Raw genomic sequence first — 23,269 nt, 5'->3', positions numbered from 1 at the left:
GTTCCGGCGCCGGACCATGCCTCCACGGGGGAGAAGCACGGCCCGGCGCCGCTGCATCCGGGCGGGCGGTGCGCGGTCCCCTTTCGGGTGAAATCCGGCGGAGTCCGGAGCCCGCGATGGCAGGATGGACACATGAGCGCGCAGCCCGTACATCCGCACCACCCCGGCCCCCGGGTCCCTCGCACGATCAACGGGATAGCCGATGCGCTGAGTGGTGCCCGTCGCATGGAGTTCTACCGCGAGATCGGCGAGGCACAGGCCGGCCCCGAACTGCAGCATGTCCTCGCCACCTGGTGGGGGCAGGCGATGCTGGACACCGACCCGGAACGGGAGCGGATCACCGCCGCGGCAGAAGCCGGCACGCTGCAGACGGTCACCATGGACGAGGTGATGCGGCGACGGATCGCCCGTGGCGGAGCGATGCCTGGTGAGTGACGACGACCTCTGGCCGGTGGAACCGTCAGCGGCCGTGGCCGACGCCCTCGCAGACCCCGGGCTTGCTGTCGCGCTGTTTTCGAAGATTGTGGCCCTTACGGTCGCCATCGCCGAGGATCCATGGATGGAGAGCAGCGCCGAGGCTGCCCAGGGCGGTCATTGGCGCACTGTGCCCATCCCGGACGGTGGCGGCATCGCCGAGTATGTGATCGACGAAGAGGGGCACCGCGTGGTCCTCACGCGGATCTTCCCCTTCTGAATCGCAGGACCTGGCCCGCGTGGAGCCGTCCCGGCACGGCCGGGCCTGCCCGTCGCGGATCTTCCGCGCCGCGCGGTCAGGAGATCCCACTCGGGGATCGAGTCAACCGCCCAGTCGGACATGTTCGACTTCGAGGTGCGCGGCTTGCTGGATGGCAGCGATTTCCTCGGCGGCTGCCTGCCACCGGTCGGCATCCCTGGTTTCCCGGACGACCCGCTCGGCAGCGTGGAATCTCGCGGAGACGTCCGGCCGACGCTCAATCGCCACGAAGACGGCCCAGCGCAGAAGAAACATGCGGACCGGGACGGCACCCTCAGCGGCAGCGTGCATGAACGCCTCGTCACGCTCACGCTTGAAGACGGACAGATCCGAGGGACTGATCGTAGCCACAGCTGCCCGCAGCGAAGCGAGAGTGAGCTCCGGCATCGCGATGATCGGCTCATCGTGCGGCCCGTAGTGCACTGGCTGTGTGCTCATGACTCACTTGCGGCTCGTCGGTCTCACAGCGGAGACCAGGCTACGGCAACGGGGGCACATGGGCGCTTGCCCCAACACGGCGGCGGGGTTGGGATCGGGATCTTCCGCGCCGCGCGGCCCGGTGCGAGGCTGGACGCATGAGCGACCTCATCGACCGGCTCCGTGCCGGGCTCCCGGACGACGCGATCCTCACCGACCCCGATGTCACGGCGTCCTACGCCAACGACATGGCGAGCTTCTGCCCCTCCGGCGCGCCGGCCGTCGTGGTGCTGCCCCGGACCACGGAGCAGGTGCGGCACGTGATGCGCACCGCCACCGCACTGCGGGTGCCCGTGGTGCCGCAGGGCGCCCGCACCGGCCTGTCGGGGGCGGCGAACGCGTCCGAGGGCTGCGTCATCCTCTCGCTCACCAGGATGGACCGGATCCTGGAGATCAACCCGGTCGACCGGGTGGCGGTGGTGGAGCCCGGGGTGGTGAACGCGGTGCTGTCGCGGGCCGTCGTCGAACAGGGGCTGTACTACCCGCCCGACCCCTCCAGCTGGGAGCAGTGCACGATCGGCGGCAACATCGGCACCGGCTCGGGAGGCCTGTGCTGCGTGAAGTACGGCGTGACGGCCGAGTACGTGCTCGGCCTGGAGGTCGTCCTCGCCGACGGCCGGCTGCTGCGAACGGGCCGCCGGACGGCCAAGGGCGTCGCCGGCTACGACATGACCCGGCTGTTCGTGGGCTCCGAGGGCAGCCTCGGGATCACCGTCAAGGCCGTACTGGCCCTGCGGCCGGCGCCGCCCGTGCAGCTCGCGCTGGTGGCGGAGTTCCCGTCGGCGGCCGCGGCCTGCGAGGCGGTGTGCGCGATCATGGCCGGAGGCCACGTACCGTCGCTGCTGGAGCTGATGGACGCCACGACGGTCCGGGCCGTCAACGACCTCGCCAGGATGGGCCTGCCGGCCGGCACCGGGGCCCTGCTGCTGGCCGCCTTCGACACCCACGATCCGTCCGGCGACCTCCGGGCCGTCGGGGAGCTGTGCGCCGCGGCGGGGGCGACGCAGGTGGTCCCCGCCGAGGACGCGGCGGAGTCGGAACTGCTGCTGCAGGCGCGGCGGATGGCGCTGCCGGCGCTGGAGCGGGTCTCGTCGGCGACGATGATCGACGATGTGTGCGTACCGCGCAGCGCGCTGGGGGCGATGATCGAGGGGGTCGCGGCCATCGCCGGAAAGTACCGGCTGACCATCGGGGTGTGCGCGCACGCGGGCGACGGCAACACCCATCCGGTGGTCTGTTTCGACCCGGCCGACCCGGACGAGTCCCGGCGCGCACGGGAGTCCTTCGACGAGATCATGGGGCTCGGCCTGGAGCTGGGCGGCACGATCACCGGCGAGCACGGGGTCGGTGTCCTGAAGAAGGAGTGGCTGGCCCGAGAACTGGGCCCGGTGGGGGTGGAGATGCAGCGCGGGATCAAGCAGGTCTTCGATCCGCTCGGCATCCTCAATCCGGGCAAACTCTTCTGAGCACCGGCCGCTCTCGTGCCGGGCCGGCGCCCGCCCCGGCGCCCGCCCCGGCGCTCGTGACTCAGGCGTGATTCAGGCCTGCTTCAGGAATCAGGCGTCGTCTCGTCCTTCCGGCTCCAGGGATCGCTCAGCCACAGCTCGTCGTGCTGGGTGCTGGGGGCGAGCAGCTGGTTGAGCCCGTCGTCCATGGAGATCCGGTCCTGCTCGGTGCCCGGCGGCACGGCGCGGAGCGTGCGCTCCAGCCAGGCGGTGACCGGCGAGGAGGCCGCCTCCAGCAGGGCGCTGCCGTCGGGTGAGCTGAGCGCCATACAGATGACGCTGCGCCCGTCGGCCTTGGCGGGCCAGATCCGTACGTCGCCGTGACCGCAGGGGCGGAAGACCCCCTCGACGAGCAGCTCACGGGCGAAGGTCCAGTTGACGGGCGCGTCCGAGCCCACATGGAAGGTGATGTGCACGGCGAAGGGATCGCCCGAGCGGTAGCCGAGCCGGGCGGGCACGGCGATGCTGCGCTCGGGCGACAGCACCAGATGCATTTCCAGTTCGCGTTCGACCACGGTGTGCATGAAGACGTCGTCCTTTCCTCGGCGCGGCGACCCCTTGCGGAGTCGTAGCGCAGCGGGTGCTGCGTGGGGCCCGCACCAGGAGAGAGCGCATACAACTCCCACCATTACGCGACTTCGCGCGGTCGGGAGGATTTTTCCCGAACGAGGCGCGGCGGCAGGGCCCATGGGGTAGGTACGTGGGGGTGGTTCCACGGTCGGCCGGGGCCCGGGCGGCCTGCGTCTCTGATAGATGTGGACCCCGCACCCACACGGCCGAGCAGATACGGGACGTACGGACGATGACCTCCCCCACTCCGGGCTACTATCCGGACCCGTCCATTCCTGGCTACATCCGGTACTGGAACGGTTCCGCCTGGGTCCCCGGTACGAGCCGGCCCGCGCCGCTGCCCGGGGAGGACGTGGCACCGCCCGCCGCGGCGGTGGGGGCTCCGGCGGCTCCCTCGGTGGCGGCCCCGGCGGGCCCCGCGGGCCCGTCCGCGCCGCGCATGCCGGCGATGCAGGAGTCCGGGCCGATGTTCCTCGACGAGGACCCGGACGCGCCGGTCGCCCAGACCCCGGACCGGGCGGCCGCCGAGGCGCCCGGGGCCGCCGGGGGACCGGTTCAGCCGGCCGTGCCGGCCCAGGCCGCCCGCGAGGCCGCGGTGCGCGAGACGCCCCGCCCGCAGCGCCGCCCCGAGCCCGCCGAACGGTCCGGCGAGCGGCCCGGCGACCGTGCCGCCGACCGCCCCGCCGACCGGTCCGCCCCGCAGCCCGCGCCCTGGGCGCAGCAGGTGCAGGAACTGGCCCGGACGCAGTCCGAGGAGGCGGCGCCGCAGCCGTGGAAGCCGGTGGTGAGCGATCCGTTCCTGCTGGCGGCGCAGGAGCAGGCGCGGCCGGCGTCGCTCGGCCGGCGGCTGGTGGCCCGGCTGCTGGACTCGCTGGTCGTGGGGGCGGTGGCGGCCGTGGCGGCGGTGCCGCTGGGCTCGGCGGCGTACGACCACATCCAGCACAAGATCGACGCCGCCAGGCAGACCGGCGAGACGGTGACGGTGTGGCTGATCGACGGCACCACGGGCGTGCAGTTCGGCATCATCGCGGGCCTCGTCCTGGTCACCGGCCTGCTCTACGAGGTGCTGCCGACCGTCAAGTGGGGCCGTACGCTCGGCAAGAAGCTGCTCAGGATCAAGGTGCTGGACATCGAGTCGCAGTACGAGCCCGGTTTCGGGGCCGCGTTGCGCAGATGGCTGACGCACACGGTCCTGGACGCGGCCGTCATCGGGTTCGTCGGGCTCGCGTGGTGCCTGTTCGACCGGCCGTGGCGGCAGTGCTGGCACGACAAGGCGGCGAGGACCTTCGTGGCGGCCGACTGACCGGCGCCTCCGCCGGCCCGGCGGTGACACCCGAACGGACGCCGCCGGAGGCGGGTGGGTGGCCCCCGGGTTTCACTCGGTGCATGAGCACCGACGACCCGTTCGCCAAGCCGGAGCAGCCGGAGCAGCCGTGGCAGCCGGGGCAGTCTCAGCCGGGGCAGCCACAGCCGGGACAGCCTCAGCCCGGGCCGCAGCAGCCCCCGCGGCCGCCGCCGAGCGGCTCGCCGTACGACCGTTCGCCGTACGACCGTTCGCCGTACGACCAGGCCCCGCCGCCTCCGCCGTCGTCCAGCCCGTACGGCAACGACCCCGGCCCCGACCCGCTGCTGAACATGCCGCCGCTGGCGAACCGCGGCCGGCGGCTGCTGGCCCGGATCGTGGACGCCCTGATCGTCGGCATCCCGGTGTACGTCGTCGCGGGCGCGGCCTTCCGCAACTTCGACTACGCCAACACCGGTGCCTCCTACGGCGAGTCGGTGATCTACGCGGTGGTCTATCTCGCCTACCAGGTCTTCATGCTGCCCCGTTACGGCCAGAGTCTGGGCAAGAAGCTGCTGAAGGTGCGGGTGGGCATGCTCGCGGACGGCACGCTCCCGACCACCGAGGCGGCCCTGAAACGGGAGTCGGTCTACGCGCTGGTGCCGATCATCCCGTGCTGCGGCTCGATCTTCTGGCTCGTCAACGTGCTGTGGTGCACCTGGGACAAGCCGTACCAGCAGTGCCTGCACGACAAGGCCGGTAAGACCGTGGTGGTTTCCGCGGCCTGACCTCTGCCGGGCATCTGTACGACCATAAGATTGACTGCTTCACTCGCGGTATGAGTGATAAGGATCCGTACGGTCAGAATGTCTACGGCACTCAACCCGCCGGCGCGGCACCCGCTCCAGAGGGCATGCCGCCGCTGGCGACGCTGGGCCAGCGCGTCCTGGCCAGGCTCATCGACACGGCTCTGCTCGTCGTGCTCGGCCTGGTCTTCGCCGTCGTCATCTACGGCGGCCACTGGAACGACCCGCAGGGCGTCGGTTTCGCGAAGCAGCTCCTGGCGGGCGTCCTCACCTATGCCATCTACTTCGTCTACGAGGGCTTCATGCTCTCGCGCAGCGGTCAGACGCTGGGCAAGTCCGCTCTGAGGATCCGTGTCGCGCGACTGGCCGACGGTTCCGTCCCCGGCAACGCCGGCTGGCTGCGGGCGGCGGTCTACTCGCTGCCCGGCATCCTGTCGTCGGCGTGCGTGGGCGTGCTGTTCTGGCTGCTGAACGTGCTGTGGTGCACCTGGGACAAGCCCTATCAGCAGTGCCTGCACGACAAGGCGGCCAAGACCGTGGTGGTTCGGGCCGGCTGACCAGAGCGCGACGGCACGCACAACGGCGTGCAGGCCCCGACTCCCCGGGGCCTGCACGCCGTTGTGCGTGCCGGATCAGCGGTGAAACGATTCCTCGGGTACCCGCGACTCGTGCTCGGCGGAGACGCGCATCCGCGGGATCGAGGTCGCGGACGCGGCGGTCGCGGCGGCGGCCCTGGTGGTGGCGGCCGCGGCGCCGGCCGTACGGGACCTGGCGCGGGCGGTCGGCGGGACGGGCACCGTCATGGCGACGAGTACGCCGAGCACGAGGCCGGCTGCCGCTATGACGACGACGCCGATACCCGATCGCGCCTCGGAGAGCAGGAGCATCGCGAGGGTGGAGAGGACCACGGTCGCGGAACCGTAAGCGATTTGGGCAGTGGTAGGACGTGGCATGGCGGGGGTCCGTCCTCATGTCGTCGATGAGTTGGGCACTCGAAGCGTCGGTTGGGGCGGTTCTGCACGACTTGTGTGGCTTTGATGCGTGGCGCGCCGACCACAGACTCTACGTTCCGACATGCCCTCGCGGAACAGCTGGTAAGCGTGACCTAACCCACGGTGCGGAAGCACAGGGGGGCGCACGGGGTCGCATGCCCATCGGGTGCGGGGCGCTTTCGTCCGCTATCCGTAACCGGCCGACCGGCTAACGTACTTGGGCAGTCATGCACAAGTCAAGATCTGTTTTTTCGCTCATCATTTCGATGCAATGGCCTCACAATAGGGAGGTCAAGACATCGTGAATAGCCAACGACGGACCATCAGATCCGCCGCTCTGGCGGTGGCGATCGCCGCGATAGGCGCCGCCGCCGTGATACCCACCACGGCGGCCTCGGCGGCCACCGGATCGGGTTCCACGAAGGTCGAACGCAAGGACCCGGCACGCGCGTCCCAGCGTGAGGACGACCTCAAGGGTCCACTGACGGACAGTCAGCAGGCGCAGAAGCAGCAGGCGTTGCAGCAGGTCATCGCCGGCAAGTCGACGGTCAGGGACCGCGACGGCTCCAAGGTCGTGAAGCTCAGCGGCGGCAAGTACGTCGAGCTGGCCCGCGAGAAGACCGACAAGATCTTCACGATCCTCGCCGAGTTCGGGGACAAGGTCGACTCCACCTACGGCGGCACGGCCGGCCCCGCGCACAACGAGATCGCGGAGCCCGACGCCGCCACCAACAACAGCACCGCGTGGCAGGCGGACTACAACGTCGACCACTACCAGGACCTCTACTTCTCCACCGCGAAGAACAAGGAGTCCCTGAAGAAGTTCTACGAGAAGGCCTCCTCCGGCCGCTACTCCGTCGACGGCCAGGTCCAGGACTGGGTCAAGGTCGACTACAACGAGGCCCGTTACGGTTCCAACCTCTGCGACACCTGCGCCTGGAACCTGGTCAGCGACGCCGTCACCCAGTGGGTCGCCGACCGCGAGGCCGCCGGTGACACCGACGCCGAGATCAAGGCGCAGCTGGCCGAGTACGACAAGTACGACCGCTACGACTACGACGGCGACGGCGACTTCAACGAGCCCGACGGCTACCTCGACCACTTCCAGATCGTGCACGCCGGTGAGGACGAGTCCGCCGGTGGCGGCGCCCAGGGCACCGACGCGATCTGGGCGCACCGCTGGTACGCCTACGGCACCGACGCCGGCAGCACCGGCCCGGACAACAACAAGCTCGGCGGCGCCGAGATCGGCGACACCGGCATCTGGGTCGGCGACTACACCATCCAGCCCGAGAACGGCGGCCTCGGCGTCTTCGCGCACGAGTACGGCCACGACCTCGGTCTGCCGGACAACTACGACACCTCCGGCGCGGCCGAGAACTCCACGGGCTTCTGGGACCTGATGTCCTCGGGCTCCTGGCTCGGCACCGGCAAGAACGCCATCGGCGACCTGCCCGGTGACTTCAGCGCCTGGGACAAGCTCCAGCTCGGCTGGCTGAACTACGGCACCGCCAAGGCGGCCAAGAAGTCGGTCACCAAGCTCGGGGTCTCCGAGTACAACACCAAGGACAAGCAGGCGCTGATCGTCTCGCTGCCCGAGAAGACCGTCACCACCGAACTGGTCACCCCGGCCTCCGGCTCGTACCAGTGGTGGAGCGGCAGCGGCAACAGCCTCAACAACACCCTGACCCGGGACATCGACCTCACCGGGAAGTCGTCGGCGACGCTGTCGCTCAAGGGCTACTACGACATCGAGACCTCCTACGACTACCTCTACACCGAGGTGTCCACGGACGGCGGCAGCACCTGGACCCCGATCGACGGCACCGTCGGCGACGCGGCCATCCCGCGTGACGCCAGCGACCAGCCGGCCCTGACCGGCACCGTCGACGGCTACCAGGACCTCGTCTACCCGCTCGACGCCTACGCCGGGCAGGCCGTCAAGCTGCGCTTCCGGTACGCCACCGACGGCGGCGTCGCCCAGAAGGGCTTCGCGGCCGACGACCTGGCCGTCACCGCCGACGGCGCCACCGTCTTCACCGACGGCGCCGAGAACGGCGAGGGCGACTGGACCGTCGACGGCTTCACCGTCAAGGGCGCGTCCTTCTCCGGCGAGTACCCGCAGTACTACGTCGCCGAGAACCGCCAGTACGTCTCGTACGACAAGACCCTCAAGGTCGGCCCGTACAACTTCGGCTTCGCGGACACCAAGGCGGACTGGGTCGAGCACTTCCCGTACCAGAACGGTCTGCTGATCTGGCTCTGGGACACCTCCCAGTCCGACAACAACGTCAGCGCGCACCCGGGCGCGGGTCTGATCCTGCCGGTCGACGCCCACGCCAAGCCGTTGAAGTGGTCGGACGGCACGCTGATGCGCAGCCGTATCCAGGCCTACGACTCCACCTTCTCGCTGGAGAAGACGGACGCGCTCACCCTGCACAGGCTGAGCGTGGCGACCAAGGTCAAGAGCCAGAAGGGCACCGCGGTCTTCGACGACCGCAAGGGCACCTACTACTACGCCAGCAACCCGTACAGCGGCGTGCAGGTGCCGAACACCAACACCAGCATCAGGATCCTGTGGCAGACCAAGGGCGGCAGCACCATGACCGTCGCCGTCGGTCCGTCGAAGAAGTAGCTTCACCCGAACGGACCTGATCGGCCCCCGCCCCTGGTGGACGGGGGCCGATCAGCTGATCATGTGCGTATGGCCACCGGCGGATTCTTCAGGCTCTTAAGCGGCGAGGTCGTCGTCGCCCTCCTTCTCCCGCGCCCCGGCGGCGCCCCCGGCGAGGAGATCCGGGTCATCGTCCTGGCGGCCAACCGGCAGCGCGCCCTGACCCGGCTGCGCAACCTCGGCTTCCGCCCGGTCCGGCTGACCGGCAACGCCTCCCCGCCCACCCCGGACGAGGTCGCAGCGGTGCTGCACCACCCCGACGGCCTGGTCTGGCGGGACGTCGCGGCGGCCGACGCGGTGGGCTGGCAGTCCTTCTCCGCACTGCGCTGAGCCCCCCGCCCGCTTCGCCCGCCCCCGCCGCCCCAGCAGCACTCAGCGGCGGCCCCAGCGGCCTCACGGCCCTCAGGCGCCCCCCGGTGGCCCCCGGTGGCCCTCAGCGGCCCTCAGGCCCCGGCCACGACCGGCTTGCCGGTCAGCTCGGCCCCGGCCTCCCGCAGCTCCTCCACGGCCCGCTCCGTGGTGCCCGGGGCCACTCCGGCCGTCAGGTCCAGCAGCACCCGGGTCGCGAAGCCCTCCCGCACCGCGTCCAGCGCGGTGGCCCGTACGCAGTGGTCGGTGGCGATCCCCACCACGTCCACCTCGGTGACCCCGCGCGCCCGCAGCCACTGCGCCAGGGCGACGCCGTTCTCGTCGTGGCCCTCGAAGCCGCTGTAGGCGGCGGCGTGCGACCCCTTGTCGAAGACGGCGTCGATCGCGCCGGAGGCGACCGCGGGTGCGAAGTTCGGGTGGAAGCCGACGCCCTCGGTGCCGGCCACGCAGTGGACGGGCCAGGAGTGGACGAAGTCCGGCCGGTCGGAGAAGTGGCCGCCCGGGGCGACATGGTGGTCACGGGTGGCGACGACATGGCGGTAGCCGACGATGGCCGACTGGCCGACCAGGTCGGTGATCGCGGCGGCGACGTCCGCCCCGCCGGCGACCGGCAGGCTGCCGCCCTCGCAGAAGTCGTTCTGGACGTCCACGACGATCAGTGCGCGGTGCATGGCGCATCCCTCCGATGGCTCCGTTGGCTTCGATGGCTCCGGGCGTTCACGGTATTGCAGATTCGGGCGCCCCCGGCCATCGCATCGGGCCGGGCCCCGCTCAGACGTACACCGTCGGCAGCACGGGCTCGCCCCGCGACAGCTGGGTGGCGGACAGCGGGAGCCCGTCGCGGGCCGCGATGTGGCGGGCGCGGGCGGCGGCCATGGGCTCGCGGCCCACGACCGCGCCGGCGCGGACCAGCGGCACCTGGAGGTCCCGCTCGCGCAGCGCGTCCGGCATCGGGCCGGTGCCGATGACCTCGGCCTCGGGGACACCGTCCTGGTCCGTCCGGCGGGCGGCCCACTTGCGGCCGCCGACGCTGGTCTTGGCGCCCATCGACTTCTTGGCGACCGGCACCAGGGGCGCGTCGGCCTCGTCCGTCACCGCCCGGGCGACCAGTTTGTAGACCATGGAGCAGGTCGGGTGTCCGCTGCCGGTGACCAGCGAGGTGCCGACCCCGTACGCGTCCACCGGCGCCGCCGCGAGCGAGGCGATGGCGTACTCGTCCAGATCGCTGGTCACCACGATCCTGGTGGCCTTCGCGCCCAGGCCGTCCAGCTGCTGCCGGACCCGGTGCGCGAGCAGCAGCAGGTCGCCCGAGTCGATCCGGACCGAGCCGAGGCCGGTACCGGCGATCTCGACGGCGGCGCGGACCGCGGCGGCCACGTCGTAGGTGTCCACCAGCAGGGTGGTGCCCCGGCCCAGCGACTCCACCTGGGCGGTGAACGCGTCGCGCTCGTTGTCGTGCAGGAGGGTGAAGGCGTGCGCGCTGGTGCCGATGGTGGGCAGGCCGTAGCGGAAGCCGGCGGCCAGGTTCGAGGTCGACACGAAGCCGCCGACGTACGCGGCCCGGGAGGCGGCCACGGCGGACAGTTCGTGGGTGCGGCGGGCCCCCATCTCCATCAGCGGACGCCCGGCGGCCGCGACGGCCATCCGGGACGCGGCGGCGGCGATGGCGCTGTCGTGGTTGAGGATGGACAGGATCACCGTCTCCAGCAGCACCGCCTCCGCGAAGCTGCCCTCGACCCGCAGGATCGGCGAGCCGGGGAAGTAGATCTCGCCCTCCGGGTAGCCGGTGATGTCGCCGCGGAAGCGGTAGCCGGCCAGCCACTCCAGGGTCGGCGCGTCCACCACCCGCTCGCGTTCCAGGAAACCGAGTACGTCCTCGTCGAAGCGGAAGTTCTCCACCGCGTCCAGGACCCGGCCGGTGCCCGCCACGACGCCGTAGCGCCGTCCCTCGGGCAGCCGGCGGGTGAAGACCTCGAACACCGACCGGCGGTGCGCGGCGCCGCTGGCCAGCGCGGCCTGCAGCATCGTCAGCTCGTACCGGTCGGTGAACAGCGCGGTGGACGGGACCTTCACGGGCAGCCCCACGTCTGCAGTGCTCATGACCGCGATGCTAGCGCATCCTCTCGTCAGTTTGACGATTAGTGTCGGCCCCGTTTGCCATGGCCCCCACTTGGGGTGACACCATGGGGGCGTGAGTGTCGCCACCCCAGTCGAGATCGAACGTGAAGCGGAATCAGAAGCCCCGCACCTGGTGCCGGAACCGGACGTTCCGTGGGTGACGATCGTCCACAACGACCCGGTCAATCTGATGAGCTATGTGACGTACGTCTTCCAGGCGTACTTCGGCTATTCCAAGGACAAGGCGACCAAGCTCATGAAGGACGTCCACCACAAGGGCCGGGCGGTGGTCTCCAGCGGCACCCGCGAGGAGATGGAACGCGACGTGCAGGCGATGCACGGCTACGGACTGTGGGCCACCCTGCAGCAGGACCGGTGACGGCGCGGATGACGGGTTACTTCGAGGCGGTCCCCGGCGGCGGCGCCGCCATCGCCCTCGACGAGGTCGAGATCTCCATCCTCCGCAGCCTCAGCGTGCAGTTCCTGGAACTGCTCGGCCCCGGCGACGAGCCGGCCACCGGCCCCGACGCCGACCCGCTCGCCGAACTGTTCGCCGAGGGCCCCAGTGAGCCCCCCGAGGACCCCGCGCTGGCCCGGCTCTTCCCCGACGCCTACGACGACGACACCGAGTCCTCCGACTTCCGCCGCTTCACCGAGAACGACCTGCGGGCCCGCAAGCGTGACGACGCCCTCGCGATCGTGCGCACGCTGGACGCCGGCACCGGCAACCCGGTGATCAGGCTCGGCCCCGACGAGTCCCGGCAGTGGCTGGGCGCGCTCAACGACCTGCGGCTGACCATAGGCACCCGGCTGGAGGTCGGCGAGGAGGAGTCCGAGCTGTACCGGCTCCCCGACTCCGACCCCCGCAAGCCCATGGTGATGGCCTACCTCTGGCTGGGCGGCCTCCAGGAGACCCTGGTCGAGACCCTCATGGTGTGACCGCGTTCGCTCAGCGGACGCTCAATTCCGGATAACGATCCCGTCAACTCGATCGAGTGGTTTCTCCGTTCGGGCGCGCTATGTCCGCTTCTTTCTGTGGCGCCCGCCACATTCGCACCGGTTGCCGGCGATATCTCCCGTGATAGGAATCCACGAATGCCGGCCGCGGCGCCACCCATGCCGCGGTCGCAGCGCCGCGCCGGCCGACCGTCGGCGCGCGACTCCACCATCCGGGGGGATCGGCACGGAGCGAAAGGCGCACCACGACCATGGCCTCGACGCGGGTCCAGCCGGACCGGAACGAGACGGACGAAACAGGCGGAACGCCCGGCACCCGGGCGCCGGGAACGCCCCCCGAGGAGGGCTACAAGCGCGGACTCGGATCCCGCCAGGTCCAGATGATCGCCATCGGCGGAGCCATCGGCACCGGCCTGTTCTACGGATCCAGTACCGGAATCGCCCGGATCGGCCCCAGCCTGATCGCCTGCTACGCGGTCGCCGGGGTCGTGATCTTCTTCATCATGCGGGCCCTGGGCGAACTGCTCACCTACCGCCCCACCTCCGGCAGCTTCGCCGACTACGCACGCGAGTTCTTCGGCCCCTTCGCCGGCTTCGCCACCGGCTGGTCGTACTGGGCGCTGTGGGTCACCGCCTGCATGTCCGAGGTCACGGCGGCGGGCGCGTACATCAACTACTGGTGGCCCGCGATCCCGGTCTGGTCGACGGCCGCGGCCGCCCTGGTCGCGCTCTTCGTGGCGAACCTGGTGTCGGTCAAGCTCTTCGGCGAGCTGGAGTTCTGGTTCTCCACCATCAAGGTGGTGGCGATCATCGCCATGATCGTGATCGGGGTCGGGGTCCTCACCTTCGGTTTCTCCGCCGCCGGTGACACCGCCTCCGTCAGCCATCTGTGGGCCGACGGCGGCTTCGCCCCGCACGGCGCCTGGCAGGCCATGCTCGCCATGCAGGGTGTGATCTTCGCCTACCTCGGCGTCGAGCTGGTCGGCATCACCGCGGGCGAGGCCGAGAACCCCGAGCAGACCCTGCGCAAGGCGATCAACACCCTGCCGGTCCGTATCGGCGTCTTCTACGTCGGCGCGCTGATCGTGCTGCTGTCGGTCTTCTCCTGGACCCAGTACAAGCCGGGCGTCAGCCCCTTCGTGCAGGTCTTCGCCCAGGTCGGCATCCCGGGCGCGGCCGGGATCATGAACTTCGTGGTCCTCACCGCCGCCCTGTCCTCCTGCAACTCCGGCATCTACTCCACCGGCCGGATGCTGCGCGGTCTGGCCGCCAACGGCGAGGCCCCGGAGGCCATGGCCAGGCTCAGCGGCCGTCAGCTCCCGCTGCCCGCCCTCGTACTGTCCACGCTGGTCATGGGCATCGGCGTGATCGTCGACGTCGTCTCGCCCGGCAAGGCCTTCGTCTACATCACCTCGGTCGCCACCTGCGCCGGACTGTGGACCTGGATCATGATCCTGGCCGCCCATCTGCGCTACCGGGCCCGGGTCCGCGCCGGCCTGCTGCCCGCCGCCGACTTCCGGATGCCCGGCGCGCCGGTCACCAACTGGATCGGCATCGCGGCCCTGGGCGCCGTCGTCGTCCTGATGGCGACGGACGCCGACACCCGGCTGGGCCTGTACGTGTGGGCCGTGTGGTTCGCGGCGCTCGGCGTCGGTCACCAGTTCGCCAAGCGGCGCGCGGTGCCGGTGGACGTCAAGGCGTAGGACGTACGTCCCGGCAGGTGGCCTCCGTACACCCGTACGGAGGCCACCTGCTTATCCTGACCGTCATGCTGACCATCACCCGGGCCCTCCAGGACGCCCTCGTCGCCCACGCCCGTGCCGACCACCCGGACGAGGCCTGCGGAGTCATCGCCGGTCCGGCGGGCACCGACCGGCCCGAGCGGCACATCCCGATGCTCAACGCGGCCCGCTCGCCCACGTTCTACGAGTTCGACTCCACGGACCTGCTCAGGCTCTACCGCGAACTCGACGACCGCGACGAGGAGCCGGTGGTCGTCTACCACTCCCACACCGCGACCGAGGCCTACCCCTCCCGCACCGACATCTCGTACGCCAACGAGCCCGGCGCGCACTACGTCCTGATCTCCACCGCCGACACCGACGACGCCGGCCCGTTCCAGTTCCGCTCGTTCCGGATCGTGGACGGCGAGGTCACCGAGGAGCCGGTGACGGTCGTGGACACGTACATCTGAGACGGGCCGGTCCGGATGATGGGACGACGGTCTCGGATCCGGCAGGGGAATCGATACGATGACCGCATGGTTTTCCACGACGTGAGCGACAAGGCGCCGGGCACCCTGCTCGTGGCGCGGCTGCACGTCGACCTGTGCCGCCTCGCCAGCGCGGCCCAAACCTGCGCCTGACGCCCACCCCAGCCGCACTTTTCCTCACGTCACAGGAGCCGACGCATGGCCATCGAGGTCCGCATCCCCACCATCCTCCGCACCTACACCGACGGCCAGAAGGCCGTCGAGGGCAGCGGGACCACGCTCGACGAGCTCTTCGCCGACCTCGACGCCCGGCACGCCGGCATCCGTGAGCGCATCGTCCAGGACGGCGGACTGCGCCGCTTCGTCAACGTCTACCTCAACGACGAGGACGTCCGCTTCCTCGACGGCATCGCCACCAAACTGACCGACGGCGACAGCGTCACCATCCTCCCGGCCGTCGCCGGCGGCATGGTCTGATGCGTTACGACAGCCCGCTGGCAGCCGTCGGCAACACCCCGCTCGTGCGGCTGCCGCGCCTGTCGCCCTCCGACCGGGTGAGCGTCTGGGCCAAGCTGGAGGACCGCAATCCCACCGGCTCCGTCAAGGACCGTCCGGCGCTGCACATGATCGAGCAGGCCGAGCGCGCCGGCCGGCTGACCCCCGGCTGCACCATCCTGGAGCCCACCTCGGGCAACACCGGCATCTCGCTGGCGATGGCCGCCCGCCTCAAGGGCTACGAGATCATCTGCGTGATGCCCGAGAACACCTCGCGCGAACGCCGGGAGCTCCTCGCCATGTGGGGCGCCAAGATCATCGGCTCCCCGGCGGCCGGCGGCTCCAACACCGCCGTGCGCATCGCCAAGGACCTCGCCGCCGAGCACCCCGACTGGGTGATGCTCTACCAGTACGGCAACCCGGACAACGCGGGTGCCCACTACGCCACCACCGGCCCCGAGATCCTGGCCGACCTCCCCACCGTCACCCACTTCGTGGCCGGTCTGGGCACGACGGGCACCCTGATGGGCGTCGGCCGCTTCCTGCGGGAGAAGGTCCCCGGCATCCAGATCGTCGCCGCCGAGCCGCGCTACGACGACCTCGTCTACGGGCTGCGCAACCTCGACGAGGGCTTCATCCCCGAGCTCTACGACGAGTCCGTCCTCACCACCCGCTTCTCCGTCGGCTCCGCCGACGCCGTCAGGCGCACCCGCGAACTGCTCCAGCTGGAAGGCATCTTCGCCGGCGTCTCCACCGGGGCCGCGCTGCACGCCGCCCTCGGTGTCGCCCGCAAGGCCGACCGGGCGGGCGAGACCGCCGACATCGTCTTCGTCGTCGCCGACGGTGGCTGGAAGTACCTGTCGACGGGCGTCTACACCGCGCCCTCCACGGAAGCGGCCGTCGCCGCGCTGCACGGCCAGCTCTGGGCCTGAGCCGGGCCCCGGCTCCGCCGGGCGGTGCCGTGCGGAAGGGGCTGCGGGACGGCCGTGGGAGGGCCGCCGGACTGGTGATTCCGCCCACAACGGCGGCCCGGGGAGGCGCGGGGGCGGGCCGTGCGCCTTACGCTCAAGAACACGAGGCGGGTCGCTCCCGCCCGCCCCCTCCCCTTCGGCGGGATCGGGGTACCGTGGCGCGCCACCGCAAGACCCCCGGACCATCCCACGGAGGTTTCTGCACATGAAGCTCACCGTCGTCGGCTGCTCAGGGTCGTTCCCTTCCGCGGAATCGGCCTGTTCGAGCTACCTCGTAGAGGCCGACGGCTTCCGGCTGCTGCTCGACATGGGCAACGGTGCCCTGGGCGAGCTGCAGCGCCACTGCGGCCTGTACGACCTGGACGCGATCCTCCTCAGCCATCTGCACGCCGACCACTGCATCGACATGTGCGCGTACTTCGTCGCCCGCTACTACCGCCACGGGGGCGGCCCCGCGCACGCCATCCCGGTCCACGGCCCGGAGGGCACCGAACGCCGGCTGAACACCGCGTACGGCGACGTGCCCGACGAGAAGTGCATGAGCGAGGTCTTCGACTTCCGCACGCTCGAACCCGGCGCCTTCCGGATCGGCCCGTTCTCGGTCGTCGCGGACCGGGTCAGCCATCCGGTCGAGGCCTTCGGCTTCCGGATCGAGCACGAGGGCAGCACGCTGACGTACTCCGGGGACACCGGTCCCAGTGACGCCCTGCTCGGGCTCGCCGACCGGACGGACCTCTTCCTGTGCGAGGCGTCCTTCACGGACGGCAAGGAGGACGTCGCCGATGTGCACCTCACCGGCCGCCAGGCGGGCGAGCACGCGCGGCGGGCCGGGGCCCGCCGTCTGGTCCTCACCCACATCCCGCCGTGGACCGACCCCTCCGTGAACGCCGCGGACGCCCGGGCGGTCTTCGACGGCCCGGTGGAGGTGGCCCGGCCGGGCGCGGTGTACGAGCTGTAGCCACCGCCGCCGCGCAGCGCCGGGCGACGCCCCGGAACGCGGGCGACGCCCCGGAACCGCGCGGGTCCCGGGGCGTCGTGCCGCGCGGGGCTATGCCTTGGTGAGGTCCTCGACCTCCTCCTCGGGTTCGCGGCCCGGCGTCTTGAGGTCGAAGCGGATGATCGCGAAGCGGAAGACGACATAGTAGATCGCCCCGAACACCAGCCCGACCGGAATGATCAGCCACGGCTTGGTGGACAGGTTCCAGTTCAGCGCGTAGTCGATGAAGCCGGCGGAGAAGGTGAAGCCGGCGTGCACCCCGAGCCCCCAGGTGACCGCCATCGAGACGGCGGTCAGGACCGCGTGGACCGCGTAGAGCAGCGGCGCGATGAACATGAACGAGAACTCGATCGGCTCGGTGATGCCGGTGACGAACGAGGTCAGGGCGAGCGAGATCATCATGCCGAGGACGGCCTTGCGGCGTTCCGGGCGGGCGGTGTGCGCCATGGCGAGCGCGGCGGCCGGCAGGCCGAACATCATGATCGGGAAGAAGCCGGTCATGAACTGTCCGGCGGTCGGGTCACCGGCGAAGAAGCGGGTCAGGTCGCCGTGCACGACCTGGTGGGCGGAGTTGGTGAAGTCACCGAGCTGGAACCAGGCGACGGAGTTCACGAACTGGTGCATGCCGACCGGGATCAGCGCGCGGTTGATCAGGCCGAACAGCCCGGCGCCGACCGAGCCGAGGCCCGTCATCCACTCGCCGAAGTTGCTGATCACGTCACCTATGGGCTCCCAGACCAGGCCGAAGAAGACGCCGACGGCGGTGCCGACGAAGGCCATCAGGATCGGGACGAGCCGGCGTCCGTTGAAGAAGCCGAGCCAGTCGACCAGTCTGGTGCGGTGGAAGCGCTGCCAGACGATCGCCGACAGCAGGCCCACGATGATGCCGCCGAAGACCCCGGGGTTGTTGTAGGTCGCCGCTATGTCGGCGCCCTTCTGGATCTTCGCGTCGGTGACCGGGAACGCGGTCAGGACGTTCTTGTAGACCAGGAAGCCGACCAGGGCGGCCAGGGCCGTGGAGCCGTCCGCCTTCCGGGCGAAGCCGATCGCGACGCCGATACAGAACAGCAGCGGCAGGTTGTCGAAGACAGCGCCGCCCGCCGTGGCGAACACGGACGCGACCTTGTCCCAGCCGAGGCCGTCGGCGCCGAACACGTCCGGCTGGCCGAAGCGGAGCAGAATGCCCGCCGCCGGCAGTACGGCGATCGGCAGCTGCAGGCTGCGGCCGATCTTCTGCAGGCCCTGGAACAGGCCGGAGCCCCGCTTCTTTTCCGCGGGGGCCGCCGTTGCGCTGGCGGTTGTCATGAGGTGCCTCCCGGTCTATACCACTCAGTGGTGTAGACCAGTGTTTAGCACGAATGGTCCTGACGGCGGAACGCCTCCCTCCCTGTGGTCTGGGTCACATCGACACCCCGTCACTCCTTCGTCACCGACCTCTCCATCTCCTCCGCCACCTCCTCCGGCTCGCGGCCCGGTGTGGCCAGGTCGAATCTGGTGATCACGAACCGGAAGAGCGCGTAGTAGACGAGGGCGAGGGCCAGCCCGATCGGGACGATCAGCCAGGGTCTGGTCGCCAGGTGCCAGTTGAGGGCGTAGTCGATGAGCCCGGCCGAGAAGCTGAAGCCGTCGTGCACCCCGAGCCCCCAGGTGACCGCCATCGAGACGCCGGTCAGCAGCGCGTGGATCGCGTACAGGGCGGGCGCGACGAACAGGAACGAGTACTCGATGGGCTCGGTGATGCCGGTGACCAGCGAGGTCAGGGCGACCGAGAGCATCAGCCCGCCGACCTCCTTGCGCCGCCCGGGGCGGGCGCAGTGGGTGATCGCCAGGGCGGCGGCGGGGAGGGCGAACATCATGACCGGGAAGAAACCCGAGGTGAACTGGCCGGCTGTCGGGTCGCCGGCCAGGAAGCGGGTGATGTCGCCGTGGACGACCGTGCCGCCGGGCCCGGTGTAGTCGCCGAACTGGAACCAGACGAAGACGTTCAGGAACTGGTGCAGGCCGACCGTCAGCAGGGCGCGGTTGGCGACCCCGAAGATGCCGGAGCCGGCCGATCCCAGGTCGGTGAGCCACTGGCTGAAGGCGGTGAGCCCGTCGCCGATGGGCGGCCAGACCCACACGCACAGCACGGCGAAGACGAGGGCGACGAACGACATGATGATCGGGACCAGGCGCCGGCCGTTGAAGAAGCCCAGCCAGTCGACCAGCCGGGTGCGGTGGAAACGCTGCCAGAAGAAGGCGGTCAGCAGGCCGATGACGATGCCGCCGAAGACGCCGGGGTTCTGGTAGGCCGCGGCGGCCGCGTCGCCCGGGGTGTCCCGGGGGATGCAGGCGCCGCTGACGGTGCTGATCGAGGTGAAGACCGAGCCGGGCGGGCAGTCGGAGGGGAACTGGTGGAGTACGCCGTAGTAGACGAGGAAGCCCGCGACCGCCGCCAGGGCCGTGGAGCCGTCCGACTTGCGGGCCATGCCGATGGCGACGCCCACCGCGAAGAGCAGCGGCAGCCCCAGCGAGCCGTCCAGCAGTGCGCCGCCCGCCCCGCCGAAGACCTTCGACAGCCGGTCCCAGCCCAGGCCGTCGGCGCCGAAGACGTCGGGCTGGCCGAGCCGGTTGAGGATGCCGGCCGCGGGCAGCACGGCGATGGGCAACTGGAGGCTGCGGCCCATCTTCTGCATGCCCTGGAACGCGACGTCGGTCCAGCGCTTGCGCGGCGACGGCGCGGTGGCGGCATCCGAACTCATGGGGGCTTACTCCTGGACGGTAAAGTGGTGTAGACCAGTGGCCTACGCGACGCACTGTGTATGCCCGCAAAAGCTGAGTAACCGTGCATTACCGTGTGAATTCGGACCGAACGGCCGAGACGCCGAAACACCAGGAGTAAGAGATGGCCAGCAAGGCTGAGAAGATCGTCGCCGGGCTCGGCGGCATCGAGAACATCGTCGAGGTCGAGGGCTGCATCACCCGGCTGCGCACCGAGGTCGAGGACGCGTCCAAGGTCGACGAAGTCGCGCTCAAGGCCGCCGGCGCCCATGGCGTCGTCCGGATGGGCAACGCCATCCAGGTCGTCATCGGCACCGACGCCGACCCGATCGCCGCGGACATCGAGGACATGATGTGACGCCTCCGGCGGGCGGGTCGTGGCCGGGCGGCAGCCCCGCGCGGCTCACACCGGCCCGCCCGCCGGTCCGTCCGCCGGTCCGTCCGCCCGCCGGCCGGTCCGCCCGGTCAGCCCGCCCGCCGCGGTCGGCGCGTCACACCGCCGCGCCGCGCTCCCCGTACATCCGCGCGATGACGTCCTCGATGGCCGGCTCCCGCAGCGACAGGTCCACCACCGGGTGGCGCGCCGCCAGTTCGGCCACCAGCGGCGCCGCGCTCGCGCCCGCCGGGAACGCCAGCCACTGCCGCGGCCCCTCCACCCGTTCGCAGCGCGCGCCCGGCAGCCGGACCGGCGGCAGCTCCCGGTCGAAGTCGACGACCAGCGTGCGCTCGCTCTCGCCCACCGCGTGCAGCCCGTCCAGCCCGCCGTCGTACATCAGCCGCCCGTGGTCGATGACCATGACCCGGCGGCACAGCTGCTCGATGTCGGTCAGGTCGTGCGTGGTCAGCAGAACCGTCATCCCCTGCTCGGTGTTGACGCTCCGCAGGAACTCCCGCACCTTCGCCTTGCTGATCACGTCGAGCCCGATCGTCGGCTCGTCCAGGTACAGCACCTCGGGATCGTGCAGCAGCGCCGCCGCGATGTCGCCGCGCATCCGCTGGCCGAGCGAGAGCTGACGTACCGGGACCTCCAGCAGCTCACCCAGGTCCAGCAGGTCGACACACCGCTCCAGGTTCGCCCGGTAGCGGTCGTCGGGGATCCGGTACATCCGCCGGACGAGCTGGTAGGAGTCCCGCAGCGGCAGATCCCACCACAGGGTGGTCCGCTGCCCGAAGACCACACCGATCCGCCGGGCCAGCCGGGTCCGCTGCCGTGAGGGATCGATGCCCGCCACCCGCAGCCGGCCGCCGCTGGGGGTCAGGATGCCGGTCAGCATCTTGATGGTGGTCGACTTCCCGGCGCCGTTGGGCCCGATGTAGCCGACCATCTCACCCCGCCGCACGGCGAAGGAGATCCCGTCCACCGCCCGCACCTGCCGCCGCTCACGCCGCAGCATGCTCCCCCAGGGCTTCCTCCCGTCGGTGCCCCCGGCCCGCCGCTTCACGTCGAAGACCTTCTCGACCCCGTCCAGCTCGATCAGCGTGTCCACAGCGTCCACATCGCCTCCTGTCAGCTCCCCGTACTCCGGTACGAACGCAGTCCCGCCCGCCACGCCAGCCCCGCCACCGCACAGCACGCCACGGCCACCAGCGGCCCGGCGAAGTCCACCCAGCCCGGCAGCCCCAGCGGATCGTCACGGCCCAGGATCCGCAGCGCGGGCAGCCAGTTGACGAAGGACAGCGGCACCACGAAGGTCACCCCGCGCACCAGTTCCCTGGCGAAGACGGTGGGCGGGTACTGCAGCAGCGTGTTGCCGCCGTACGTGAACGAGTTCTGGACCTCGGAGGCGTCGGAGGCCACGAACTGGAACGCGGCGCCCGCCACGAAGACCGCGCCGAAGATGCCCGCCCCGGCCGCCAGCATCACCGGCATCAGCAGCACCTTCAGCGGCGTCCAGTCCAGGTCGAGGCGGGACAGCGACCAGCCCAGCACCAGCAGGCCCTGGCTGATCCGGCCCAGCCGCCGCAGCGCGAACCGGTCGGCGGCGACCTGCGCCAGCACCGGCACCGGTCGCACCAGCAGCGTGTCCAGGGTGCCGTCCCGGACCCGCCGTCCCAGCCGGTCCATGCTGCCCAGCAGCAGGTCCGCGATGCCGAAGGCGGTGCTGGTGGTCCCGTACAGGAACGCCACCTCGGGCAGCGAGAAACCGCCGAGGGAGGGCACCCGGGAGAACATCAGCAGGATCGCCAGGAAGTCCAGGCCGGTGGCGGCGAAGTTGCCCAGGGTGGTCATCGCGAAGGACACCCGGTAGGTCATCGTCGACCGCGTCCACATGGCGACGATCAGTGCGTACGCCCGCAGGCCGCCCAGCAGCCGTGCCTCACCCACCCTGCACCACCAGCTTCCTCGTCGCCACCGACTGCAGGGCCCGTCCCGCGCCCAGCAGGACCACCGCCCACCCGGCCTGGAAACCCAGGGCCCCGGCGAGCCCGGCCGCCCCGGTGTGCACGCCCAGGAAGATGTCGGCCGGCACCTGGAGCAGCGCCGACCAGGGCAGCACCCGTGCCACCTCGCCCAGCGTGCCGGGGAAGACGTTGAGCGGCAGCGTCATCCCGGAGAAGAACACCGTCGCCAGCCCGGAGACCGTGGTCACCCCGCCGCCGTCCAGCAGCCAGAAGGCGCTGAGCACCACGAGGTAGCGCAGCCCGAAGCTGACCACGACGCTGAGCGTCACCGACACCAGGAAGAGCAGCCAGGTCACCGGGTTCGCGGGCAGGGCCAGCCGGAAGAACAGCGCGCCCAGCGCCATGGGCGCCAGTCCGCGGCCCAGCAACTGGAAGGCGGCCCGCCCCAGATCGGCCGCCAGCCACCACGCCTGGAGGTCAGCCGGCCGGTAGAGGTCGATGGCCACGTCACCGCTGCGGATCCGCTCGATCAGCTCGTCCTGGAAGCCGCCGCCCATGAGCGCGACGGTCGCGAAGAGCCCCTGGCCGATCCAGACGTAGGTGAGCATCATGGACTCGTCGTAGCCGCCCAGGTGCGGCCGCTGGTCCCACAGCGCGGTGTACGCGTACGCCATGATGAAGCCGAACACGACATTGGTGAACACCCCCGCCGCCGTCGCCGCGCGGTAGGTGGAGTACCGCCGGAACCCGCTCAGGGCGACCGCCGGGTACAGCCCCGAGTGCGGGCTCGTGCACCGCTCCATGCGCCCCTCCCCGAATCACGCGCAAGCGCACGAGCCTACCGGTGGACCCGCCGGGCCCCGCAACGGCTTTTCACTCGTCCGAGTGAGGCGAATTCGGTCATCCGGTCCGTCACAGGGCTGTCACAAGTGTGTGCTGATGTCCGGATTCCGTCCGGTGGTGCGACAGTGTTTTACGGGGCGTAGGCCACGATTGACCCAAGATGTT

General features: G+C 70.7%; 27 protein-coding genes. 17 read left to right on the top strand and 10 right to left on the bottom strand.

Annotated elements, in window-relative coordinates; all coding sequences use genetic code 11:
• The first annotated feature begins 132 nt into the window (after positions 1 to 132).
• Positions 133 to 435 (top strand): hypothetical protein, encoded by a 303-nt coding sequence (locus RWE79_RS15035; RefSeq protein WP_475940577.1) that lies wholly within the window; start codon positions 133 to 135, stop codon positions 433 to 435.
• Entirely contained in the window at positions 428 to 694 is a 267-nt protein-coding gene (locus RWE79_RS15030) for a hypothetical protein (RefSeq protein WP_475940576.1), read from the top strand. Before RWE79_RS15035 ends, RWE79_RS15030 begins: the two co-directional genes overlap by 8 nt.
• A 102-nt stretch (positions 695 to 796) precedes the next feature.
• Here the strand turns inward: RWE79_RS15030 and RWE79_RS15025 are convergent, their stop codons facing one another.
• Positions 797 to 1,171, bottom strand: a complete 375-nt coding sequence (locus RWE79_RS15025) for a hypothetical protein (protein WP_475940575.1) — start codon at positions 1,169 to 1,171, stop codon at positions 797 to 799.
• A gap of 137 nt (positions 1,172 to 1,308) precedes the next feature.
• Here RWE79_RS15025 and RWE79_RS15020 point away from each other — a divergent pair, with 137 nt between their 5' ends.
• Complete coding sequence (locus tag RWE79_RS15020; protein ID WP_475940574.1) at positions 1,309 to 2,676, top strand: FAD-binding oxidoreductase; 1,368 nt, start codon at positions 1,309 to 1,311, stop codon at positions 2,674 to 2,676.
• Between the two features lie 83 nt (positions 2,677 to 2,759).
• Here the strand turns inward: RWE79_RS15020 and RWE79_RS15015 are convergent, their stop codons facing one another.
• On the bottom strand, positions 2,760 to 3,239 hold the full coding sequence (locus tag RWE79_RS15015) for an SsgA family sporulation/cell division regulator (RefSeq protein WP_475940573.1): 480 nt from the start codon (positions 3,237 to 3,239) through the stop codon (positions 2,760 to 2,762).
• Positions 3,240 to 3,517: 278 nt separating this feature from the next.
• On the opposite strand from RWE79_RS15015, the gene RWE79_RS15010 reads away from it, so the two are divergent.
• The 3 genes from RWE79_RS15010 to RWE79_RS15000 all read left to right on the top strand — a co-directional run bounded on the left by RWE79_RS15010 (position 3,518) and on the right by RWE79_RS15000 (position 5,930).
• Positions 3,518 to 4,588, top strand: coding sequence for an RDD family protein (locus RWE79_RS15010; RefSeq protein ID WP_475940572.1), 1,071 nt, complete (start codon positions 3,518 to 3,520; stop codon positions 4,586 to 4,588).
• 83 nt (positions 4,589 to 4,671) lie between these two features.
• Positions 4,672 to 5,355, top strand: a complete 684-nt coding sequence (locus tag RWE79_RS15005) for an RDD family protein (RefSeq protein WP_475940571.1) — start codon at positions 4,672 to 4,674, stop codon at positions 5,353 to 5,355.
• Positions 5,356 to 5,405: 50 nt separating this feature from the next.
• The gene (locus tag RWE79_RS15000) at positions 5,406 to 5,930 is read left to right on the top strand and encodes an RDD family protein (RefSeq protein ID WP_475940570.1); all 525 of its coding nucleotides are present in this window, start codon (positions 5,406 to 5,408) and stop codon (positions 5,928 to 5,930) included.
• 75 nt (positions 5,931 to 6,005) lie between these two features.
• Here RWE79_RS15000 and RWE79_RS14995 read toward each other — a convergent pair whose 3' ends face one another.
• Positions 6,006 to 6,281, bottom strand: coding sequence for a hypothetical protein (locus tag RWE79_RS14995; protein ID WP_475940569.1), 276 nt, complete (start codon positions 6,279 to 6,281; stop codon positions 6,006 to 6,008).
• Positions 6,282 to 6,666: 385 nt separating this feature from the next.
• Between RWE79_RS14995 and RWE79_RS14990 the strand changes: the two genes are divergently transcribed.
• Both RWE79_RS14990 and RWE79_RS14985 read left to right on the top strand, forming a co-directional pair.
• The gene (locus tag RWE79_RS14990; RefSeq protein ID WP_475940568.1) at positions 6,667 to 9,000 is read left to right on the top strand and encodes an immune inhibitor A domain-containing protein; all 2,334 of its coding nucleotides are present in this window, start codon (positions 6,667 to 6,669) and stop codon (positions 8,998 to 9,000) included.
• A 69-nt stretch (positions 9,001 to 9,069) separates the two neighbouring features.
• Entirely contained in the window at positions 9,070 to 9,369 is a 300-nt protein-coding gene (locus RWE79_RS14985; RefSeq protein WP_475940567.1) for a hypothetical protein, read from the top strand.
• Positions 9,370 to 9,482: 113 nt separating this feature from the next.
• Here RWE79_RS14985 and RWE79_RS14980 read toward each other — a convergent pair whose 3' ends face one another.
• Together RWE79_RS14980 and RWE79_RS14975 are read right to left on the bottom strand one after the other, a co-directional pair.
• Complete coding sequence (locus RWE79_RS14980; RefSeq protein WP_475940566.1) at positions 9,483 to 10,079, bottom strand: isochorismatase family protein; 597 nt, start codon at positions 10,077 to 10,079, stop codon at positions 9,483 to 9,485.
• A gap of 100 nt (positions 10,080 to 10,179) precedes the next feature.
• Entirely contained in the window at positions 10,180 to 11,508 is a 1,329-nt protein-coding gene (locus tag RWE79_RS14975) for a nicotinate phosphoribosyltransferase (RefSeq protein ID WP_475940565.1), read from the bottom strand.
• 91 nt (positions 11,509 to 11,599) lie between these two features.
• Here RWE79_RS14975 and clpS point away from each other — a divergent pair, with 91 nt between their 5' ends.
• The 8 genes from clpS to RWE79_RS14935 all read left to right on the top strand — a co-directional run bounded on the left by clpS (position 11,600) and on the right by RWE79_RS14935 (position 17,119).
• Complete coding sequence (gene clpS, locus RWE79_RS14970) at positions 11,600 to 11,905, top strand: ATP-dependent Clp protease adapter ClpS (protein ID WP_475940564.1); 306 nt, start codon at positions 11,600 to 11,602, stop codon at positions 11,903 to 11,905.
• 8 nt (positions 11,906 to 11,913) lie between these two features.
• Positions 11,914 to 12,465: a DUF2017 domain-containing protein gene (locus RWE79_RS14965; RefSeq protein ID WP_475940563.1), complete on the top strand. Its 552-nt coding sequence runs from the start codon at positions 11,914 to 11,916 to the stop codon at positions 12,463 to 12,465.
• A gap of 269 nt (positions 12,466 to 12,734) precedes the next feature.
• On the top strand, positions 12,735 to 14,186 hold the full coding sequence (locus RWE79_RS14960) for an amino acid permease (protein WP_475940562.1): 1,452 nt from the start codon (positions 12,735 to 12,737) through the stop codon (positions 14,184 to 14,186).
• A 65-nt stretch (positions 14,187 to 14,251) separates the two neighbouring features.
• Entirely contained in the window at positions 14,252 to 14,677 is a 426-nt protein-coding gene (locus RWE79_RS14955) for a M67 family metallopeptidase (protein WP_475940561.1), read from the top strand.
• Positions 14,678 to 14,743: 66 nt separating this feature from the next.
• Positions 14,744 to 14,848 (top strand): putative leader peptide, encoded by a 105-nt coding sequence (locus RWE79_RS14950; RefSeq protein ID WP_475940560.1) that lies wholly within the window; start codon positions 14,744 to 14,746, stop codon positions 14,846 to 14,848.
• A gap of 45 nt (positions 14,849 to 14,893) precedes the next feature.
• Complete coding sequence (locus RWE79_RS14945; protein ID WP_475940559.1) at positions 14,894 to 15,172, top strand: MoaD/ThiS family protein; 279 nt, start codon at positions 14,894 to 14,896, stop codon at positions 15,170 to 15,172.
• A complete protein-coding gene (locus RWE79_RS14940) occupies positions 15,172 to 16,122 on the top strand; it encodes a PLP-dependent cysteine synthase family protein (RefSeq protein WP_475940558.1) in 951 nt (316 codons plus the stop codon). Before RWE79_RS14945 ends, RWE79_RS14940 begins: the two co-directional genes overlap by 1 nt.
• A 244-nt stretch (positions 16,123 to 16,366) precedes the next feature.
• On the top strand, positions 16,367 to 17,119 hold the full coding sequence (locus RWE79_RS14935) for an MBL fold metallo-hydrolase (protein WP_475940557.1): 753 nt from the start codon (positions 16,367 to 16,369) through the stop codon (positions 17,117 to 17,119).
• A gap of 90 nt (positions 17,120 to 17,209) precedes the next feature.
• On the opposite strand, the gene RWE79_RS14930 is transcribed toward RWE79_RS14935, so the two are convergent.
• Together RWE79_RS14930 and RWE79_RS14925 are read right to left on the bottom strand one after the other, a co-directional pair.
• Positions 17,210 to 18,463: a PTS transporter subunit EIIC gene (locus RWE79_RS14930; protein WP_475940556.1), complete on the bottom strand. Its 1,254-nt coding sequence runs from the start codon at positions 18,461 to 18,463 to the stop codon at positions 17,210 to 17,212.
• A 110-nt stretch (positions 18,464 to 18,573) separates the two neighbouring features.
• Complete coding sequence (locus RWE79_RS14925; RefSeq protein ID WP_475940555.1) at positions 18,574 to 19,899, bottom strand: PTS transporter subunit EIIC; 1,326 nt, start codon at positions 19,897 to 19,899, stop codon at positions 18,574 to 18,576.
• 143 nt (positions 19,900 to 20,042) lie between these two features.
• On the opposite strand from RWE79_RS14925, the gene RWE79_RS14920 reads away from it, so the two are divergent.
• Complete coding sequence (locus tag RWE79_RS14920) at positions 20,043 to 20,276, top strand: PTS sugar transporter subunit IIB (RefSeq protein ID WP_475940554.1); 234 nt, start codon at positions 20,043 to 20,045, stop codon at positions 20,274 to 20,276.
• A gap of 133 nt (positions 20,277 to 20,409) precedes the next feature.
• Here RWE79_RS14920 and RWE79_RS14915 read toward each other — a convergent pair whose 3' ends face one another.
• The 3 genes from RWE79_RS14915 to RWE79_RS14905 are packed head-to-tail and all read right to left on the bottom strand — an operon-like array spanning position 20,410 to position 23,064.
• Complete coding sequence (locus RWE79_RS14915) at positions 20,410 to 21,429, bottom strand: ABC transporter ATP-binding protein (protein ID WP_475945824.1); 1,020 nt, start codon at positions 21,427 to 21,429, stop codon at positions 20,410 to 20,412.
• The gene (locus RWE79_RS14910; protein ID WP_475945822.1) at positions 21,426 to 22,190 is read right to left on the bottom strand and encodes an ABC transporter permease; all 765 of its coding nucleotides are present in this window, start codon (positions 22,188 to 22,190) and stop codon (positions 21,426 to 21,428) included. Before RWE79_RS14910 ends, RWE79_RS14915 begins: the two co-directional genes overlap by 4 nt.
• Before the next feature lie 46 nt (positions 22,191 to 22,236).
• Positions 22,237 to 23,064 (bottom strand): ABC transporter permease, encoded by an 828-nt coding sequence (locus tag RWE79_RS14905; RefSeq protein ID WP_475940553.1) that lies wholly within the window; start codon positions 23,062 to 23,064, stop codon positions 22,237 to 22,239.
• Positions 23,065 to 23,269 lie beyond the last annotated feature (205 nt).

This window comes from Streptomyces sp. RLA131 (assembly GCF_056270125.1).
The sequence above is the reverse complement of the archived record's forward strand: the minus strand, read 5'-3'. Positions and strand labels throughout refer to the sequence as shown.

Excerpts from the sequence above, each read along its gene's own strand:
- RWE79_RS15035 (WP_475940577.1), top strand. The coding sequence starts at position 133 with ATGAGCGCGCAGCCCGTACATCCGCACCACCCCGGCCCCCGGGTCCCT.
- RWE79_RS15025 (WP_475940575.1), bottom strand. The coding sequence starts at position 1,171 with ATGAGCACACAGCCAGTGCACTACGGGCCGCACGATGAGCCGATCATC.
- RWE79_RS15020 (WP_475940574.1), top strand. The coding sequence starts at position 1,309 with ATGAGCGACCTCATCGACCGGCTCCGTGCCGGGCTCCCGGACGACGCG.
- RWE79_RS15015 (WP_475940573.1), bottom strand. The coding sequence starts at position 3,239 with ATGCACACCGTGGTCGAACGCGAACTGGAAATGCATCTGGTGCTGTCG.
- RWE79_RS15010 (WP_475940572.1), top strand. The coding sequence starts at position 3,518 with ATGACCTCCCCCACTCCGGGCTACTATCCGGACCCGTCCATTCCTGGC.
- RWE79_RS15005 (WP_475940571.1), top strand. The coding sequence starts at position 4,672 with ATGAGCACCGACGACCCGTTCGCCAAGCCGGAGCAGCCGGAGCAGCCG.
- RWE79_RS15000 (WP_475940570.1), top strand. The coding sequence starts at position 5,406 with ATGAGTGATAAGGATCCGTACGGTCAGAATGTCTACGGCACTCAACCC.
- RWE79_RS14985 (WP_475940567.1), top strand. The coding sequence starts at position 9,070 with ATGGCCACCGGCGGATTCTTCAGGCTCTTAAGCGGCGAGGTCGTCGTC.
- RWE79_RS14980 (WP_475940566.1), bottom strand. The coding sequence starts at position 10,079 with ATGCACCGCGCACTGATCGTCGTGGACGTCCAGAACGACTTCTGCGAG.
- RWE79_RS14975 (WP_475940565.1), bottom strand. The coding sequence starts at position 11,508 with ATGAGCACTGCAGACGTGGGGCTGCCCGTGAAGGTCCCGTCCACCGCG.
- RWE79_RS14965 (WP_475940563.1), top strand. The coding sequence starts at position 11,914 with ATGACGGGTTACTTCGAGGCGGTCCCCGGCGGCGGCGCCGCCATCGCC.
- RWE79_RS14960 (WP_475940562.1), top strand. The coding sequence starts at position 12,735 with ATGGCCTCGACGCGGGTCCAGCCGGACCGGAACGAGACGGACGAAACA.
- RWE79_RS14955 (WP_475940561.1), top strand. The coding sequence starts at position 14,252 with ATGCTGACCATCACCCGGGCCCTCCAGGACGCCCTCGTCGCCCACGCC.
- RWE79_RS14950 (WP_475940560.1), top strand. The coding sequence starts at position 14,744 with ATGGTTTTCCACGACGTGAGCGACAAGGCGCCGGGCACCCTGCTCGTG.
- RWE79_RS14945 (WP_475940559.1), top strand. The coding sequence starts at position 14,894 with ATGGCCATCGAGGTCCGCATCCCCACCATCCTCCGCACCTACACCGAC.
- RWE79_RS14940 (WP_475940558.1), top strand. The coding sequence starts at position 15,172 with ATGCGTTACGACAGCCCGCTGGCAGCCGTCGGCAACACCCCGCTCGTG.
- RWE79_RS14935 (WP_475940557.1), top strand. The coding sequence starts at position 16,367 with ATGAAGCTCACCGTCGTCGGCTGCTCAGGGTCGTTCCCTTCCGCGGAA.
- RWE79_RS14930 (WP_475940556.1), bottom strand. The coding sequence starts at position 18,463 with ATGACAACCGCCAGCGCAACGGCGGCCCCCGCGGAAAAGAAGCGGGGC.
- RWE79_RS14925 (WP_475940555.1), bottom strand. The coding sequence starts at position 19,899 with ATGAGTTCGGATGCCGCCACCGCGCCGTCGCCGCGCAAGCGCTGGACC.
- RWE79_RS14920 (WP_475940554.1), top strand. The coding sequence starts at position 20,043 with ATGGCCAGCAAGGCTGAGAAGATCGTCGCCGGGCTCGGCGGCATCGAG.
- RWE79_RS14910 (WP_475945822.1), bottom strand. The coding sequence starts at position 22,190 with ATGTGGACGCGGTCGACGATGACCTACCGGGTGTCCTTCGCGATGACC.
- RWE79_RS14905 (WP_475940553.1), bottom strand. The coding sequence starts at position 23,064 with ATGGAGCGGTGCACGAGCCCGCACTCGGGGCTGTACCCGGCGGTCGCC.